Genomic DNA, 15,665 nt, shown 5'->3' on the forward strand with positions numbered 1-15,665 from the left:
GCCCGGGGCGGACGGTGTTTCGATCTCGACGTTGTGCGCGAAAAGAAAATCATCGGTCGATGGGCGTCCGCCTTGATCACGGCCTTCATCGCCAACAGCCGCCAAATCGCTGGTGATCTGGAGAGACATGGCATCGGCGCGGATCGCATTCATATGATTCCGAATGGGATCGATCTGCCCCGCAGGCCGCGCCGCGAGCCGAGCGCCGATGGCAGCCGACGCTTTATCTGCCTTGGCCGTCTCGATCCGGAAAAATGCCTCGAGCACATGATCGATGCTTTCGCGGCACTTCCCGCCGACGCAAAGGCGCAACTCACCATCCTGGGCGATGGCCAGTGCCGCGCCACCCTCGAGGAGCAGGCGGCCCGGTTGGGCCTTTCCGGCAGGGTTACATTCGCCGGCGCGGTCGAAGATGTCTTTCCCTATCTGTGGGACGCAGATTTCTATCTTTCCACCTCGGTGTCGGAAGGCATGTCAAACGCCCTGCTCGAGGCCATGAGTTGCGGCGTGGTCCCGATCGTCACCGATGTCAGCGGTGCGTCCGATATCGTGGAGCATGAGCGCAGCGGCTTTTTGGCTCGCTCGCATGCCGAGTATTGCGGACTTCTTCGTCGCACGCTCCGCCTATCGGAAGCCGAGCGCGATGAGATGGCGCGGCGCGCAGTACAAACAGTCAATGCGCGATTCAGCATGGAAAGCGTCGCAACACGGCAAATGAGGTTGTATGCCACTCTTGTGGACACTGCCACCCAGATCGTGAGGCGACAGCTTATTCAGGAGCAACCCCGAAGCCGGCCTAAGCAATGACGACTATTGATGCCGGAGAGAGGCGCTGAACGAGATGCTTGAGCGCCTACAACGCAGCAAAGAGGCCAAGTAATCAGCCATGACGGTCGACTTTCGCGAAAAGCTGAGGTTCGTGGCTAGGGAAAAATGCCCTGGATGCGGCCGCTGCCATAATGACTTAGGTTGATGAAGCGATGACGAAAACGGTGATTGGGCGCCTGAGGAATCCACCCGCGAGGCGTGGGCGAGAAAATAGCTCATGAGGTTGGAGCACGCTTGCATGTACTGAAGCGTGGCAGTCCAATTGGACAGTCCGGAGCAGGTCAACTTGGACGAGGTAACTGGACATAAAAACCTGACACGAAGGGCAGCCAACGGCCTCTCGTGGTCGGGTGCCACATTGCTGGCCCGAACCTTTTTGAATGTCCTGGTCACGGCCGTTCTCGCGCGCCTGCTTTCCCCCCAGGAGTACGGCGTTGCCGGCGCTGCGCTGATCATCGCAGCCGTCGGCAATAACATTGCCAATCTCGGCATGTCGCAAGTCCTGGTCCAGCGACGGGACGTCGACGAGCGCCATATCGGAACCGCAGTTTTCTTGTCCATGACAATCGCTGCCATTCTCGGCTTGCTTCAATGGGTGTTTGCACCGCAGATTGCCGATTTTCTTCATGTACCGGAATTGGTCCTCATTTCGCGCCTCCTTGCGGTGATGATGGTCGCGAACGCGTTCAATCTGACCGCCGGGGCTATTTTGTCGCGGCACCTGAAATTCAGAATATCCTCCACAGCGAGTCTGGTCGCTTGGATTGCTTCCCATGTCGGGCTGGCCATTCCGCTTGCCTATTTTGGACTCAGCTATTGGGCCTTGGTGGTCGCGTATATGGCCGAGGCATCGATCCTGGCCAGCATCTATTTCTTCATCGCCAGGGACTATCTCGTGAGGCCCAGTTTCGACATGCAGTCCTATCGCGATATCCGCAGACAGAGCCTAGGCTATTCGCTGGCTGGCATATCATCCGTCACCGCCAAATATATCGATAATGTTATTGTCGCGCGGTTGATCGGCACTGCAGAGCTGGGCATTTACTCGCGAGCGTATTATCTGATCGCGATGCCAGCAAATCTGTTCGGCAATCTGAACAAGAGCGTGGTTTTCCCGCTCCTGTCGAAGGTTCATCACGATAAGGCCAGGCTATGCAGCGCTCAGCTCAAGGGGTATGCTTTGACGGCGGCGCTTGCTCTACCGACTAGCGCGTTTCTATGCTGTTTCGCAAAAGAGATTGTTCTGACAATCCTCGGCCAAAAATGGACGGATGCCGTCGCTCCCATTGTCATATTCTCTGCAGTAACTTATTTCCGCGTGGGTTACAAAGTGTGCGCAGCCGTGATGCTTGCGACGGGCCAAAGTTACCGAATGGCCTCCATGCAGATCATTTACATGGCCCTTGTCGCTTCATTCGCATTCTTCTCGGCGCCCTACGGCGTGAACGCAGTGGCCTTTTCAGTGTCCGGCGCCATTGCGACGAGTTTCTTCCTTTATGCGGCGATGACTTGTCGGATAACGGGATTATCAGCTCTGGATTTCGCGCTCGTCCATGTACCGCCTGTCGCATTCGCCGCTGTGGTCTTCGCCACCGGCTCTGCGGTCAAAATGCTCCTTGCCGGATCGCCCGACTATCTTGTGCTTGCGACCGGGCTTCTCGTTATAGGTACATTGTCCGTTGTCACTGTCTATCTGAGAGCGTCGCTCCTCTTCGGTAAATATGGCGCGGAAATCCTGCAAAGCATGACATCCAAGGAGCTCAAATGGACGCTGCGCTAACCTCAGGACCTGTACCCGAACCGGTCGATAATATACGCGAATTTTCGCCGTATCATTTCGCAGGACTGATCGTCGTAGTAGCTCCAGTATCCCTCACGCTTGGTCGGGTTGAGTTGCTCCAGCAGAATTGCTGCCGGATTTGGGGATTGGTACGACTATCGCCTCATAGCGAAGAGCAACGAGCACGTCTGTTTCGAGAGGGGCCTTGAGCTTCGGCGCCCTCAGACTGCGCGATGAACCTAGCTGATCATCGCCACCAACCGCAATCCAAGCAAGGCGCTCAATGCCGACAAACAACGCTGGCAGATCGGATGCCTCTTCGGCGACACCAAAACGCATGCGCGGGTCGGCGTATCCCATTAGTTGCCGAGGAGAATCTGAGCGTTCTCGTCACTTGAACGCGTGCGGTGACGGACGACACCGTGTAGAATGCGTTCCGTCCTCGACGGACAGTCGCGATTTCAACCGGTAGAGCCAGCCATGGATTTCGACAAGCTCGCAGATTGCTACCTCGGCGCGAACGCGCGTCAGTACAACACCAAGCGCGATCACACGGAGAAGTGGGGCCGCGAGCAGGCAGCGATCAGCGGCATCCTCGCGACCCTGGCCCGCGGCTCGACGCTCGTCGACATTGAAGCCGGCCATAGACTTCGTAACGCGCCTCGTAGGGCGTGAGCTTCCCTGGACATCCCGTCTCCAGTAGGACTTCCCAGTGAGTTGTAAAGCCCCGGGGGGGGGTGGCAGTGGCTTTTGAGTCAAGCGAGATGAGCGAAAGCAGAAATCTGACTCGTAGGGCGGCTCGCGGCCTTTCCTGGTCCGGCGGCACATTGCTGGTGCGGGCTCTTTTGAATTTGGCCGTTATCGCCGTGCTCGCACGCCTGCTTTCGCCTCACGAATATGGTGTTGTCGGCGCTGCCATGATCGTCGGTGCCCTAGGAAATTCGATCGCCAATCTTGGCATGTCGCAAGTGGTGGTCCAGCGAAGAGCGGCATATCGGAACCGTCATTTCCTTGTCCATGCTAATCGCCACCATTCTCGGCTTGCTTCAATGCGTGTTTGCATGGCAGATCGCCGATTTTCTCCATGTGCCCGAATTGGTCCTCGTTTCGCGCGTCCTTGCGGTGATGATGGTCGCGAACGCATTCAATCTGATCGCCGAGTGCCTTCTCTCTAGGCATCTGAAATTTAAGATATCCTCGACAGCAAGGCTGGCGGCTTGGACCGTCACGCATCTCGGTTTGGCCATTCCGCTCGCCTATTTCGGGCTGAGCTATTGGGCCTTGGTGATTGCGTACATAGCCGAGGCGCTTCTTCTTGCCGGCACTTATTTTGTCGTGGCGAGGCCATATCTCGTGAGGCCGAGTTTCGACATAAAGGCCTACCGTGAGATTAGGCGTCAGAGCCTCGGGTTCTCGGTGAGCGGACTTTCAACCTTTATCGCCGGATACATAGACAATATCATTGTGGCACGGATGATTGGAACCGCCGAGCTCGGGATTTACTCGCGCGCCTTCCACCTGATCGCAATGCCGGCGAATCTGTTCGGAAATCTGAACAAGACCGTGGTCTTCCCGCTTCTGTCGAAGGTTCAGGACGACAAGGTGAGGCTTCGCACCGCTCAGCTCAAGGGCTATGCCTTGACGGCAGCCCTAGCTTTGCCATTCAGCGCGTTCCTGAGCACGTTCGCCAATGAGCTTGTCCTGACGGTTCTCGGCCAGAAATGGGTGGACGCCGTTGTGCCCATCATGGCGTTTTCTGCGGCAATCTATTTTCGCCTCGGCTACAAGGTTTGCAGCGCTGTGATGCTTGCCACAGGCCGCAGCTACCAGATGGCGACCATGCAAATTATCAACATGGCGCTTATCGGTTTGTTCGCATTTTTTTCGGCACCTTACGGCGTGAACGCGGTGGCGGTCGCTGTATCGGCGGCCATGGCGGCAAGTTTCGTGCTTTGTGCTGTCGTCAGTTGCCGGATGACGGGGGTGACACTCTGGGACTTCTTGCTTGTCCATGGTCCACCGGCTGCTTTTGCCGCATTTGTCTTCGGGGCAGGCTCGGCGGTCAAGGCTCTGCTCGAAGGATGGCCGGATTATCAGGTGCTGGCCGTCGGGCTTTCCGTCATAGGCGCGTTATCCCTTGTTGCGCTCTATATGAGGGCTTCGCTTTTTTTCGGGAGATACGGCGTAGAAGTGCTCAAGAGCGCAGCATCAAAGAAAACGGCATGGATCAAATGGACGCCAAGCTGAGCGAATAAAGCGGTCGCATCTTATAACTTCAATTGCCAGATATCGGCCCATCCGGCGGGAGCGAATGCGGTGGCGAGCAGGCGGTTGGCGAGCACGTATGTGCGATCGCGGTCCGCCGAGGCATTGACCTTCGGCAGAACCGTGGCCGCGGGGACGTCCATCCCGAGAAATTCGGCCAGTTTCTCAACACCGTCGCCTTCTTCCCAACAAAGCTCCAGGAACGGCTTTCCTACAAGCATCTTTCGAACGCGGGCATTGTGCTCCGTATAAATTTGGATTAGCCGCGCATCCTGCCCAAAGGGATAGGTCTGGCCCAAGACGAGCTTCCGGATGTTTTTGAACGGAACGCCTGTCAGTGCGTGCTTTTTCAGGCTGGATAGCCAGCGTTCCGGCGATGACCGTCTTGTCAGGATAAAGCGCGCGTCTGGAAATCGCTCGATCAACATCGAGCACATTGACGCGTACGGCCAGTCCTCGAAGCTGTCGTACTGGTCGATGAACTCGAATATCTTGTCGTACTCCTTCTTGTGCCAGGCTCTCACGAGGTCGCGGCGAAAGGGCGCGTGATTGAATCCGAGCCCTCTGAGAACCGTCCCAAGGGTCTTTGTGCCGGTCTTGCCAAGTCCCACGCCGAATATCTTGGGCACGCCCTGGTTGGTCATTCAAGCTATCCTCAGAACCTGTACCCGAAGCGCTGGATAATATAGGCGAATCTTTGGACCTGCGCAATCTGGCCGCTGAAGGGTCTGGCCGCTGAAACGTGTATAGAGGGCACATGACATATCCGGTCTAGGTAACACATGATCTGTCCGGTTGAATGGCCCTCATTTCGGGGAGGGCCATTGCAACGGACGGAACAACTACAGGGATTGAGGAAGTTGAAGCTCAGGGATGTTTTGCGTGGAAACCCGGACGGCCCGGACTTGATCCGGGGCAGCTTGAGGCTGCAGAAGCTCTGGCAATGAGCGAGCGGACGTTCAGGCGGTGGGCATTGACCGCGCGAGGCGGGCACGTCATCCTGTCAAAACGGTGTCTCACGGGCTCGGTGGATTGAACATTAGGCGGGATGAGAGGTCCCATGGCTGACGTTGCAATCTATGGCTCGGGGTTTGCCGGCTACACATTGGCTGCTGCGGCGCTCGAGCAAGGTCAACGCGTAATAGTCGTCGAGCGGGGTCCGAGGGCGGATCAGCGCCGGTCTGCGGAACTTGCGCGGGTCCATTCGCCATGGGAACTGGTCCAATCTGGCGGACGAAGCGGCGAAAACGGACCTGGCGATCGCACGCCTCGTTTGTTCGGACTTGGTGGCACGTCTCTAATTTGGGGCCGGCAAATGGCGCCGCCTCGACACGGTCGACTTTAGTCGGCGTCGAGCGACTCGAGCATGGCCTATCACAGCCACCGACCTTGAGCCTTTTTATCGTGCAGCCGCCGACCGCTTTGGGCTCGACGTTGACGACCGAGCCAACATGGTTCCGTTTCGCGCGCTCGCGGAGGCCGAGGGCTTGCGTCTCGTGCGCATCACGCTCCCGCAGCCGGTGTTGCGGCTCGATCAGGCATGGACGAGACTGGAGACGCACCCAAACCTGCAGATTTTCACGGATGTGGAACGCCTTGACTTCGAGCTGTCACAGGGTGAAGTGAAACGAGCCTTCGCCAAAGTCGAGAATGACGGCGCGCGGATTGTTATCTCGGCGTCTCGCCATGTGATCACGGCGGGGGCATCGCCTCGCCTTATCTCATTCACCGCTTGTCCGAGCGCAAGTCAGTGACACCGAAATCATTTCTCGGTGGCTACATGGATCATCCGAAAGGGCCGATCGGCCGATTGATGCCGACTCGACATGTCGATGATCTCGATTACATGCTGGAATCCAGCGATGACATACATGTCTTCGCTCTGCCTGAAGCTGAGCTGCTTGAGAGCGGTATTGGCAACCACTCGGTTTTTGTTTGGGGCGAGACGCGCCGTAGTCAATCGCTGCGCAGCCGGATATGCGGGCGCTGGTTGCAGTTGAATATCAATTGTGAGCAATTTCCGGAATCGGCCAACGGAATTTCGTTGGACGATCCACCAGAGGTGCGCTGGCACATTTCGAGCGCGACGCGACGCGATATTGACGCCTTTCTCGACCGTATTCTGCCTCGGATCTCCGCCTTGTTCGGCCCGGTGAGGCGAGCAGATTGGGTAGCATTGACCGGTGCCAGCCATCCGGCGGGGTGCACGCCGCTTTCAGCGTCGCCGTTAGGCGCAGAGCTGCACGCCGATGGGCAGTTGCCTACGCTCGCAAACGCTTTCTGTGTGTCTTCTTCTGGCTTTCCGTTCGCCGGCTCGGCCAATCCTACTTTGACCGTTGTAGCGCTCCCCGAACGTATGGCTCAAACATGGTGCCCGGGTAATGAATAGCGGGCCCAAAGTTCTCGTCCTCGGTGCAGGGCGGCGCGTACGCGATCATATTGCACCAGCGCTGTTCGGCCTCGGGCTCACGCGTTCTGACATTACAATTGTTCGCCGCAGCGCAACCGCCGGCGAAGGGCTATTGGAGGGAATCGCGGTAAGGGACTGGCACGCACTCGCGCCGCAGTATGACCTTGTTCTCAATTGTGTCTTTCAGCACAACCTCGTCGAGACGCAGGCGCGAGCGCTGAGGTTATTTCCCGGCGCAATGCATTTCTGCGATACGCCGATCTTCTTCAAGTTTACGGAACTTCCTACCACGCTAGGTCTTGCAAGGAATTCAAATCTGTATTCGCTGGAGGATTGGCCGTTTATGCCCAATTTGCGGCCGATATTCGGGCTTTGTCGTAAGGCGGTGGATGACTACCATCTGCGCTTCGAGCATATTGGCATCCCCACACTTTTTTCTCTGTGGCACGATCGGTCGCGGCGATCGGCCGCCGCAGACGGATACGCCTTGTCATTCGCCGACGAAACATAACCACGGACTTGGCTTTGGGCGGGCAGGCACGCTGTGTCCTGGTTAAGCCCAAAGAAGACATCTGCGCAAAAATATCATGCTGGGCCAATGGCCAACTCATTGAGGATTTCTTCGAACTCAGCTCAGCCACCGAGGCCGTGTTCCATCCGAAAGTGGTGTCCCGCGTTCTGGATGGCGTGCGACTCCGCTACTTTCTTGGCGCGCACTGCCTGCGCGAGGTTCTGATTCCGGCCGAAGTGGCCGCAGGATTCCACGGTAGGACCGATAGACGCGCGGCGCACGACCTCGACAAAATTGCAGGATTGATGGATGTGCTTGGGTCCGCCTTGGCAGGACAGCCAGCGGCTTATGCATATTCGGATTCCGTGCGCGACGCCGTCGCGGCGCGCCTCGAGGCAAGGGCGCGTTTTGCCTGCGCATTTCCTGCACCGTATCGAGGCGATCATCGTCCACCGATGTCATATCTTCAGCATGCCTCAGAGTAACGGTGAACCACGACTTCGAAGTCGTGAGCCGCGTGTGATCGTCCTCGATTGCGGACACGAACCGTTCGACGTATCTTTGCCCGTCATCGAACCGCGCAAACTCAGAAATTGTCACCTCCATAATCGAACAATTCCGCAGTTGCGCGGGTGCCTGTCCAAATCCGCTGTCGTGCTGAATGATCGAGGCGGGCAACCGCTCGGGTGTTGACGTCTGGTGCGATGTGATCGGGTGCTTCATCCAACCTTATCCGAAGCTTTTCGCCAGTTGCGGCGTCTGTGTTCGTCGTCCGCTCCGTCCCAAATGATTTGACCTTAAACCGGATCCTTCCGTCCTCCGCTGCTGCTATGCCGAGCGCGTCGTAAAGGCTTTTGACAAAGGCCTCCGGTGATCGGACCAAGTCCTCGAATCGAAGCGATAGCGCATCACGCTTCTTCGAGGCTTTGAACATCAGGCTAGTCACATCATTGTACCATTTGATCGCGCGCGCCTCGCTGAGACCGCTGCGTATCAGCCCTTCGCACATCGGTAACGGATGCCGCGTAAGCACAAGGTTCCGCGCTTCCATAAAGCCGCGCGCAATCGCGTCGTCGAATGCGATGTAGTAATCCATCACTTTCAAAACGACGTAGCGTGCTTGGGACTTTTCGTTGCGCTCCCCGGGGCGGACGGTCTCGGCAGTCGCTGCGCGCATATGACGCCAAAAGACGGGAACAGATGCCCAGTTGACGGCCCCGCCAACATGGCACGCAGCCTTGCGCAGCTTGTAGAAACGTCCGAACACCCCCTCATGCCATTCTCGGTATGGCATCAACACATCCGGCGAGCTGCCGATGATATTCCAGACAATGTTTGACCCACCTCGGCCAAAGCAATTCAATAGAAGCGCATTGGGCGGAAGAGCCTTGCCCGGCCTAGTGGGAGGCGAAGCACCGATCCTGTCGGCGGTCTGCATCTGCTTTCTCCGTTATCGCATCAGGCGCGAAACACTTTCCCTAGCTGTCGTTAAAGGCTAAACCTATGATATGCTGCGGAGCTTGTGAGGAGAAGCGCGATATTAAGAAGTCTCATCCCGAAACCAGCAATTATTGGCACACGACAATGACCAACCGCATTTCTCGCCGGGATCTGGCGCGGGCCGTATGCGCCGCCCTTGTGCTGACGGCAACTGGTCGCCCAGGACGGGATGCTCGCGCCGCCGGTCCCGCGCAAGGCTCGCAGCCGAAAGCTCACTCCTGGCATCCTGGTCTGTTCCCGGAAATGATTGTGAAATCCTGGTTTCAAGAGGATCTGGCGGAAGGCGAAGTCTCCTCGTGGCAATCCGGCGGCGTGAAGTCGGTGGCTGCGGCGCAAGCCGAGCCCTCCCTGCGCCCAACAAAGCTTCCGAATAACGGCGGCATACTCTTTAAGAAGGACACGACACAGGCGTTGACCTGGCCCGTCGATAACGATGCGCCGTACCTTCACCGCTGGTGGCTCGTGATCGCCCGGTGCAATTCGGCGGTCAATGCCGACGCGAAAAACGTTTCCGTTCTTTGCGTCAATGGCGCGGAGGGTGGCTCGGTGCATCGCCAGCCGCAGGTCTGTTTCAACCCCTCCGCAGGCACATTCGTTTCGCGGCTCCATGACGGAAAGCTCAAGAGCGAGGAAGGGCAGTGCTCGACCGATTTTGACGACTGGAATGTCATGGTCGGGTACCGCCGCGGGTTCGTGATGCAGGCTGCGGTGAATGGCGTCAAGACGGCCGGCCAGACGGTTTATGCATTGACACCCAACCGGGTGAAATCGCAGAGCTTCATGGGCGATGTGAACAATCCGATGGGGGCCGATGTCGCGATCGACTGCGTCATCATCGGACAAAGCGAACTTAATGACTCGCAGATCGAAAAGCTGATGGGATGGGGCATGTGGCGCGTCGGCCGGCAATCCGCGCTACCCGACGTTCATCCCTATCGCCAGAGCCCTCCTTCAGCCGTGGATGCGAATGACAAACCGGCACGTTATGCGTTCGATGCAGCCTCGTGGGCGTCCTGGGCAGCCATAGGCGATGAGCGGCGATATGCTCATCGTGGTGAGGCGGCGCCGCCGATCCGCGCTTACACAACGGTTTTTTTTGACGACTTCGAATCCAACTCGGTTGTCGATTATTCCAAAGGCGCGCAAAGCAGCATCTGGTATGCGCCGACCCATCTGACGACCGTTGGTGTTGACGCCGCTACCCCGCCGATCTCGGCGTCGCCCTCCTCCTATGTGCACGACGCCACCAGCCACACGCTGGCGCTCCGGCTCTTGCATAAGGGCCGTTGGAGAACAGGTGCGTTCGCTTCCGTGAACAACAATGGCCAGGGGCGGTGTTGGGGAACGGGGATCTTTGAGATCCGCGCCAGACTGCCGAAGATCGCAGCGCCCCGCCCTGGATTTTTTCCTGCTTTTTGGGCGTATGGCAGGGAGCATCTATTCTGGCGGACACGCAATCGTCTTGAGACGGACTTTTGGGAATATGACGGTCTCAATGGGGCCTATATCAACATCAGCCAGCACGTGCACAAACCCAGACTCGGCTATGCAGATCCACGCATTGCGCCAAGTGACGTGCACCGGAAAATCGCCGGCTATCAAGTCGACCGATCGAATGGCTTTCCCGCGACGATCGACATATACGATGGCGAATTTCATACGTGGTACGCGCAGATCGAGGATGATTATACTCATTTCGTGATCGACGGCCATGAAGTGGCGCGCGTTCCAACGACGCCGGAACTCGCAGCGAAAAAATACATCATGGTGGATTTCGCTTACGATGAAAAAAAAGGTCGCGCCCAACCGGACCCGTCGCAGACGTATGACATGGTGATTGACTATATACGGGTCCGGCAGACGGAAACGGATCTGGCCAGGGTCCCGACGGGATTCAGCGCATTGCCGGCCTTCTCGGGCCAGGCTTCACCGGGCCAGGCGCTGACCGTCGTACCGAACGTTATTGCGTCGCAAATTGAGTGTCTATGGTATCGTGACGGCGTTCCGATTGTGGGCGAAACCGGCACAAGCTATGAGCTCAGCTCGCGGGATGTCGGGCATAAGATTCGCTGCCATGTTCGCGCGGTCTCTGTGCTCGACCAGCCAGAAGCCTGGACCCCGGAGAGCGAGACCGTCGGCTAGAACGCATCGACTGCGCGACGCCAGGATGCGTCATCACTCTCCGTCGGACTGCCTGACGAGCTCTGCACCAGTAAGCCTCCCCGCAGCCGAGGAGGGTGAGCTTTCCCAACAGGCGGAAACCTCTTCGATATGCGATTGCCACAGCGGGCGGAACGATGGGGTTGTCGGCTGGAGCAGGGCGAAGTGTTTCTCCGCGGGCTGGCATTGATACATCCAACAAGTTCTGTTTCCGGGAAAGAGAACATGCTAAAAGAATATCGCGCCGCGAGGGGGCTGTGATGCGTTATCTCCTCACATTCGCGATACTGAGCCTCTTCCTGCCAATCAGGTTCGAGACGGGTCTTGTATTGCTGCGTCCGTTCGAGCTGATCGTATTGCTGATGCTCTTTTTTGGCCTGGCGACGGGGCGTTGGCGAAATTTGGCTTTTTCAGCCGGTTTTCTACTGCTCCTGCCCTTCTTGGGCTGGCACATGGTCTCGGCCTTCAGCGTGGACGCAGAGAACGGCCTGCGCGAGCTGTTGCAGATGTCCACTGTGGGCGCCTTTGCGTTCGCCATCGCACAGGAGGCTAGCCGGGTCGACACGCACAAGGCCGTCAACATCTTGCTTTTCGGCATGGTGCTGATCCTCGCCTATACGATCACCTGGCATGTCGCCCATGGCTACTTGGTCGGCTGGAAGCAGCTGGACGATCCGAGGCTCGCGTTCGCCTTCCTTCCAATTGCGCTCGCAGGGCTCCTCCTCTTCGTCAACCGGGGCAAGCGGCGCACCCTTTGGTTTGTATGGGCGGGGATACTTCCCCTGCTCGTGCTATCCGGGGAACGCAAGGCGTTTTTGATCTATCTCTTTCTGACCGCCGCGCTTCTGATGCGCGGACGGCTCGCTCCGATGCTACCAGCGATCGCCGCCGGCTACGTGGCACTTTTCGTGCTGGCGACCACAGTGGAAAACTCATATGTCGGAAAGCAGTTGCAGACCATCCTCGATCCGCTGAGCATGGGTCAACACGAATACCTGTTGGCGAAGGGGAAATATGCCCCTGGAGACACGCCGAGCAATGTCCAGCGCGCGTTTGCTTTCACTCTGTCCAGACAACTCATCTCCGAACATCCCCTGATGGGCGTGGGTACGAACCAATTCAAGAATATTGTCGATACGGATTTCAGCGGACTTCCTGACGAGTTGCGGCTGGGAATACATGGGGAGTTTCAACGCATCCTCACAGAGAACGGCATCATTGGGCTCAGCCTCTATATTCTCATTTGGATTGCTGCATGGTTTCGCTTAAGCCGTACTCTAAGCTGGGCGCTTTCTCACGGATTGATCGGAGCGGCCCAGGCACGGCTTCTGCCCCTCGTGCTCCTTGTTCCTTGCGCCTTTTACGTTGGAACAGAAGCCTCCGGCACACGAGCTTTCGTCACGCTAATCCTTGTCTCGCTCCTGCCTGAATTGACGCGGCACGGGCTTTGCCTATCATTATACAGGATGCGGAGGAGCCACCCCAGGAGCATAAGGCATCCTCGATTTCTCGGGAGCCCCTTGCTAGGGAACACAAGATGAGTGTTTCGGTTATCCTGACATGCCACAATGAAGAACGCTTCATCGTGCAGGCAGTGGAAAGCGTGATTAATCAGACCGCGTCGAGCCACATCAAAGAGATCATCATTGTCAATGACGGCTCGACCGACGGCTCCGCGGAGGTCATCGCGGCGCTGGCTCGCAGGGAGCCGCGCGTACATGTCCTGACGACGGCGGGTATCGGGCTTCCATCGGCGAGGAATCTTGCCATCAGACATGCTGCCGGCGATCTTATTGCAATTCTAGACGGCGATGATTTCTGGGCCGAGGACAAGCTTGAGCGTCAATTGGCCGTCTTGGACAATGGCTGCAAGGCAGGTCTTGTCTATGGCGATTTTGTCGATTTTTCCGCTCCGGATCTATCCGATGCTCTACTCGTCGCCGTGCGCCGCTATCGCGCGGACCAATGCGATACGCTGCCGACATATTTTCTGCTTGATGGGCCGATTGTTCCTTCCAGTATGGTTATGCGGCGGGAGATGGTCGAAGATATCGGGTTATTCAACGAGGCATTCAGGGCTGGAGAGGATACAGAGTTTTGTTTGCGCGCAGCCGAGCGTTGGACATTTCAACATGTGGCCGAAGCACTCGTCTATAAACGGCGCCATGGCTCGAACATAACCCGCAGACTCGACGCGCTTCTGCCGGTAGCCGAAAACCTCACGCGAGAATGGACCATGCGACGGCCGGAGCTTGCGCACCTCGCGCGCCGGCGCAACGCGCGTTTTTACGCGAAGGCCGGCAATGATTGCGTGGTTAAAGGGGAAAAGAAACGCGGAGCGCGCTTGCTCATTCGCGCGATGCGGCACGATCCATTGTCCTGGCGGATATACGTTTGCATTTGCCTTTGCGCCATGCCGAGGGGCATGGATCCACAGGTGCGCCGCGCAGCCAAGCTATTGTTCTACCGCGCCTTGCGGAACGGCTTTGCTGACGGCTCTTAAAGATGCTGGCGGAATGGGGAGAGGTCGAGCATCTCATGCGGCAGCCGGGGAATCCTTCCGTACCGATTATTCTGTACCGCCGCGGCGCGACCATCACGGAGGCGAAATCAGAGCTCTCTGGGGCGCGAGCTGCCGAGTATCCGGTTGTACATGGTCAGCCGGCACTGATCGATTTCTCTTGCAGTCTCGTGCGTGCCGATGTGCTGACGGCAAGTGGCATCTCAGCCATAAAGAGGCGGCCGAACTGGCTGAGGATCACCAAGGGGTGGCTCTTCGGAACTGCGAATCTCAGCGCGCGCAACGTTGTCAGCTTTCGCGATCACGTTCTCTCCCATGGGATTGAGCGCCCCCTCGTGCTCATGATCGGCGCCGCAACCAAGGGGGCGGGGACCGATGGCCTTTATGAAACCGAAGCCGTTCGACAGATTGCATTCGACATCTACCCGTCCGTATACACGCATTTCATCGCGGACGCTCATCAGATTCCGCTTGCCAGCGGCTCGGTGGACGGCGTCTGCATTCAGGCGGTCCTCGAGCATGTGATTAATCCGGAACAGGTCGTTTCAGAGATATCTCGCGTGCTCAAGCCCGGCGGTCTCGTCTACGCCGAGACACCGTTCATGCAGCAAGTGCATGAGGGCGCATATGATTTTACGCGCTTCACTGAGCTCGGACATCGATGGCTGTTCCGGAATTTCGAAACGATCAGTCGCGGAGCGCTCGGTGGACCCGGTTTGTCGTTCTACTGGGCGGCGAAATATTTCCTGCGTGGCCTTACCCGGAGCCGGCTGCTTAGTGACGTCTTTAGTCTTCCCTTCGCGCTGGCCGCGCTCATGGACGGCATGATCAGAGAGGATCACAAGATTGACGGCAGCAATGGAGCCTATTTCCTGGGAAGGCTCACAGGAACCAGTATCTCATTAAGCAGCATTGTCGACGAATACCGGGGCGCTCAACGCTAGTACCGGGAACGGCGATCTCGTCCCCGCGTTCACCAACTCTGTCCTCGGCCGTTCCATACGCCTGTGCGAGGCTGTCATCGGCAAGTCTGTCGCCCTTGGCCCGGCTGCAACAGACGGCGTCTTCGGCGCCTGGTTCAGACATCAGAAAATGGAAACCATCGACTTCAATGGCTTCTCTCGATAGAATGGCAAACTGTTCGCGATATACTCGAACACTTGTTCGCGTTGTCTCCGGTCCAAACATGGACCCCCTGGTGGGAGGCATAAAGGGGTCGCCAAGTCTCTTAATGCGGGTAAGAACTTGAGAGGTCTCCAGACCCCACCACTGGACCCTCACCACAAGCGCAGGAGAATTTCATACAGATCGGGAAGTTAGTTGCGAAAATACATACGAGGTGCAAGAGAATCGGAGCGCTTCACTATCACATGCGAATTCTTTACTTCATCAACGGAGATGGCGGTGACCCAAGTGTTAGTGTTCGCGGGCGATGAAACGCTCCGCAAAGAGATCGGAATACAGGCACGACACTATATGCTGGAGGCCTATTCGCAGGGCCTGATCGGGCGCGGTTGAGTTCGGTTTTCCGGCTTTAGATTCAGTTAGCCAAGAGATTTCGATTCATATCGACCGGTCTTCTCGCCGGTAAAACAACCTTCCTTCATCCCGATGACTAGAGCGTTTCCAGATTTGACGGAATCGAGGGGATTCCAGATTTGTCTGTTTTGTGATTCAAGATGCTGGCTGG

At 57.4% G+C, this 15,665-nt stretch carries 15 protein-coding genes and 1 pseudogene; 13 read left to right on the forward strand and 3 right to left on the reverse strand.

Going from position 1 to position 15,665, the window contains the following annotated elements; translation table 11 throughout:
- Both AC0L18_RS31920 and AC0L18_RS31925 read left to right on the forward strand, forming a co-directional pair.
- Positions 1 to 807, forward strand: an 807-nt coding sequence (locus AC0L18_RS31920) for a glycosyltransferase (protein WP_473495675.1), incomplete at its 5' end; no start/stop codon positions are given.
- A gap of 307 nt (positions 808 to 1,114) precedes the next feature.
- Positions 1,115 to 2,608: a lipopolysaccharide biosynthesis protein gene (locus AC0L18_RS31925; protein ID WP_473495676.1), complete on the forward strand. Its 1,494-nt coding sequence runs from the start codon at positions 1,115 to 1,117 to the stop codon at positions 2,606 to 2,608.
- Positions 2,609 to 2,701: 93 nt separating this feature from the next.
- Here the strand turns inward: AC0L18_RS31925 and AC0L18_RS31930 are convergent, their stop codons facing one another.
- Positions 2,702 to 2,947 carry a hypothetical protein gene (locus AC0L18_RS31930; protein ID WP_473495677.1) on the reverse strand — a complete coding sequence of 82 codons (246 nt, stop codon included), beginning with the start codon at positions 2,945 to 2,947 and terminating at the stop codon, positions 2,702 to 2,704.
- A 141-nt stretch (positions 2,948 to 3,088) separates the two neighbouring features.
- Here AC0L18_RS31930 and AC0L18_RS31935 point away from each other — a divergent pair, with 141 nt between their 5' ends.
- Together AC0L18_RS31935 and AC0L18_RS31940 are read left to right on the forward strand one after the other, a co-directional pair.
- Positions 3,089 to 3,283, forward strand: a complete 195-nt coding sequence (locus AC0L18_RS31935; RefSeq protein ID WP_473495678.1) for a hypothetical protein — start codon at positions 3,089 to 3,091, stop codon at positions 3,281 to 3,283.
- 89 nt (positions 3,284 to 3,372) lie between these two features.
- A pseudogene (locus AC0L18_RS31940) lies at positions 3,373 to 4,855 on the forward strand (lipopolysaccharide biosynthesis protein).
- Positions 4,856 to 4,875: 20 nt separating this feature from the next.
- Here the strand turns inward: AC0L18_RS31940 and AC0L18_RS31945 are convergent.
- Positions 4,876 to 5,517, reverse strand: coding sequence for a sulfotransferase (locus tag AC0L18_RS31945; protein WP_473495679.1), 642 nt, complete (start codon positions 5,515 to 5,517; stop codon positions 4,876 to 4,878).
- A 416-nt stretch (positions 5,518 to 5,933) separates the two neighbouring features.
- Here AC0L18_RS31945 and AC0L18_RS31950 point away from each other — a divergent pair, with 416 nt between their 5' ends.
- From AC0L18_RS31950 to AC0L18_RS31970, 5 genes are all read left to right on the forward strand, one after another.
- Complete coding sequence (locus tag AC0L18_RS31950; protein WP_473495680.1) at positions 5,934 to 6,218, forward strand: FAD-binding protein; 285 nt, start codon at positions 5,934 to 5,936, stop codon at positions 6,216 to 6,218.
- A gap of 106 nt (positions 6,219 to 6,324) precedes the next feature.
- Complete coding sequence (locus tag AC0L18_RS31955) at positions 6,325 to 6,627, forward strand: hypothetical protein (RefSeq protein ID WP_473495681.1); 303 nt, start codon at positions 6,325 to 6,327, stop codon at positions 6,625 to 6,627.
- A 26-nt stretch (positions 6,628 to 6,653) separates the two neighbouring features.
- On the forward strand, positions 6,654 to 7,262 hold the full coding sequence (locus AC0L18_RS31960) for a hypothetical protein (RefSeq protein ID WP_473495682.1): 609 nt from the start codon (positions 6,654 to 6,656) through the stop codon (positions 7,260 to 7,262).
- On the forward strand, positions 7,255 to 7,794 hold the full coding sequence (locus tag AC0L18_RS31965; RefSeq protein WP_473495683.1) for a hypothetical protein: 540 nt from the start codon (positions 7,255 to 7,257) through the stop codon (positions 7,792 to 7,794). Before AC0L18_RS31960 ends, AC0L18_RS31965 begins: the two co-directional genes overlap by 8 nt.
- A gap of 14 nt (positions 7,795 to 7,808) precedes the next feature.
- Positions 7,809 to 8,279 (forward strand): hypothetical protein, encoded by a 471-nt coding sequence (locus tag AC0L18_RS31970; RefSeq protein WP_473495684.1) that lies wholly within the window; start codon positions 7,809 to 7,811, stop codon positions 8,277 to 8,279.
- Positions 8,280 to 8,380: 101 nt separating this feature from the next.
- On the opposite strand, the gene AC0L18_RS31975 is transcribed toward AC0L18_RS31970, so the two are convergent.
- Positions 8,381 to 9,232: a sulfotransferase gene (locus AC0L18_RS31975; protein ID WP_473495685.1), complete on the reverse strand. Its 852-nt coding sequence runs from the start codon at positions 9,230 to 9,232 to the stop codon at positions 8,381 to 8,383.
- 146 nt (positions 9,233 to 9,378) lie between these two features.
- On the opposite strand from AC0L18_RS31975, the gene AC0L18_RS31980 reads away from it, so the two are divergent.
- From AC0L18_RS31980 to AC0L18_RS31995, 4 genes are all read left to right on the forward strand, one after another.
- Positions 9,379 to 11,436 (forward strand): hypothetical protein, encoded by a 2,058-nt coding sequence (locus AC0L18_RS31980; RefSeq protein ID WP_473495686.1) that lies wholly within the window; start codon positions 9,379 to 9,381, stop codon positions 11,434 to 11,436.
- A 278-nt stretch (positions 11,437 to 11,714) separates the two neighbouring features.
- Positions 11,715 to 12,995, forward strand: coding sequence for an O-antigen ligase family protein (locus AC0L18_RS31985; RefSeq protein WP_473495687.1), 1,281 nt, complete (start codon positions 11,715 to 11,717; stop codon positions 12,993 to 12,995).
- A complete protein-coding gene (locus tag AC0L18_RS31990; protein ID WP_473495688.1) occupies positions 12,992 to 13,957 on the forward strand; it encodes a glycosyltransferase family 2 protein in 966 nt (321 codons plus the stop codon). Before AC0L18_RS31985 ends, AC0L18_RS31990 begins: the two co-directional genes overlap by 4 nt.
- A gap of 2 nt (positions 13,958 to 13,959) precedes the next feature.
- Positions 13,960 to 14,919 carry a class I SAM-dependent methyltransferase gene (locus AC0L18_RS31995; RefSeq protein ID WP_473495689.1) on the forward strand — a complete coding sequence of 320 codons (960 nt, stop codon included), beginning with the start codon at positions 13,960 to 13,962 and terminating at the stop codon, positions 14,917 to 14,919.
- Positions 14,920 to 15,665: the final 746 nt, after the last annotated feature.

The organism is Mesorhizobium sp. WSM4819 (assembly GCF_055811215.1).

Coding starts and splice junctions, on each gene's coding strand:
- AC0L18_RS31930 (WP_473495677.1), bottom strand. CDS start 2,947: ATGCGTTTTGGTGTCGCCGAAGAGGCATCCGATCTGCCAGCGTTGTTT.
- AC0L18_RS31935 (WP_473495678.1), top strand. CDS start 3,089: ATGGATTTCGACAAGCTCGCAGATTGCTACCTCGGCGCGAACGCGCGT.
- AC0L18_RS31945 (WP_473495679.1), bottom strand. CDS start 5,517: ATGACCAACCAGGGCGTGCCCAAGATATTCGGCGTGGGACTTGGCAAG.
- AC0L18_RS31950 (WP_473495680.1), top strand. CDS start 5,934: ATGGCTGACGTTGCAATCTATGGCTCGGGGTTTGCCGGCTACACATTG.
- AC0L18_RS31955 (WP_473495681.1), top strand. CDS start 6,325: ATGGTTCCGTTTCGCGCGCTCGCGGAGGCCGAGGGCTTGCGTCTCGTG.
- AC0L18_RS31960 (WP_473495682.1), top strand. CDS start 6,654: ATGGATCATCCGAAAGGGCCGATCGGCCGATTGATGCCGACTCGACAT.
- AC0L18_RS31965 (WP_473495683.1), top strand. CDS start 7,255: ATGAATAGCGGGCCCAAAGTTCTCGTCCTCGGTGCAGGGCGGCGCGTA.
- AC0L18_RS31975 (WP_473495685.1), bottom strand. CDS start 9,232: ATGCAGACCGCCGACAGGATCGGTGCTTCGCCTCCCACTAGGCCGGGC.
- AC0L18_RS31980 (WP_473495686.1), top strand. CDS start 9,379: ATGACCAACCGCATTTCTCGCCGGGATCTGGCGCGGGCCGTATGCGCC.
- AC0L18_RS31985 (WP_473495687.1), top strand. CDS start 11,715: ATGCGTTATCTCCTCACATTCGCGATACTGAGCCTCTTCCTGCCAATC.
- AC0L18_RS31990 (WP_473495688.1), top strand. CDS start 12,992: ATGAGTGTTTCGGTTATCCTGACATGCCACAATGAAGAACGCTTCATC.
- AC0L18_RS31995 (WP_473495689.1), top strand. CDS start 13,960: ATGCTGGCGGAATGGGGAGAGGTCGAGCATCTCATGCGGCAGCCGGGG.